Origin of the sequence: Micromonospora sp. MP36 (assembly GCF_008119785.1) — a bacterium.
GTDB lineage: Bacteria > Actinomycetota > Actinomycetes > Mycobacteriales > Micromonosporaceae > Micromonospora.
Window position 1 is genome coordinate 1 of sequence record NZ_VSFA01000292.1, and the last position, 625, is coordinate 625.

Here is a 625-nt window from a genome sequence, read left to right on the forward strand (position 1 = left end):
TCGGGGTCGCCGGCTCGGTGCAGGATGTTGATCGCGGCGTTCACGTCGGCCTGCCACACCACCCCGCACGTAGTGCAGTGAAGCCTGTCGCCGCTGCGGCGGCCGAAGTCGCCGCAGTGGTGGCAGGTTTGTGAGGTGTAGGCGGCGTTGACGGGAACGAGCGCAGAACCTCTACGCTCCGACACGCTTTTCAGGGCCTCGGCGGTGACTCCTTTGGTCCACGCGGCGAGACGCCGGTTGATGTTCTTGGGTAGCTTCTTTCGCCCGGTGAAGCGTTTGGTGAGGTCCTCGGCGACCACGGTGCCGGCCTTGTCGACGACCTCGTGCACGGCGGTGAAGATCTCCGTACGCACCCGCGCCCGGTGCCGGGCGGCCTGCCGATCCCGCTTGATCGTGCCGAGGTTGTTGGCCTTGATCCGGTGCGCTTTCGCATGGTCACCACGTGCGGCGGCGGTGTTGGCGATCGAGCGCAGCTTCGCCCGCCGCCGGTTTCGTTCCTTCAACCGGTCCGACTCACGGATCAACAGCATGCCGAGTTTTTTACCGTGGGGCTGGCCGTCGGAGTCGGTGAGGGCTTCGGTGTAGCCCTTGTCCACCCCGACCCTCTGGTCGCCGCACGGCCGCT

Annotated in this window: 1 protein-coding gene; it reads right to left on the minus strand. The window is 66.7% G+C overall.

What is annotated here, in order from left to right:
* Positions 1–596 (minus strand): RNA-guided endonuclease TnpB family protein (locus FXF52_RS41225; RefSeq protein ID WP_255472959.1); only part of this gene is annotated, 596 nt, incomplete at its 3' end.
* Between the last annotated feature and the right edge of the window lie 29 nt (positions 597–625).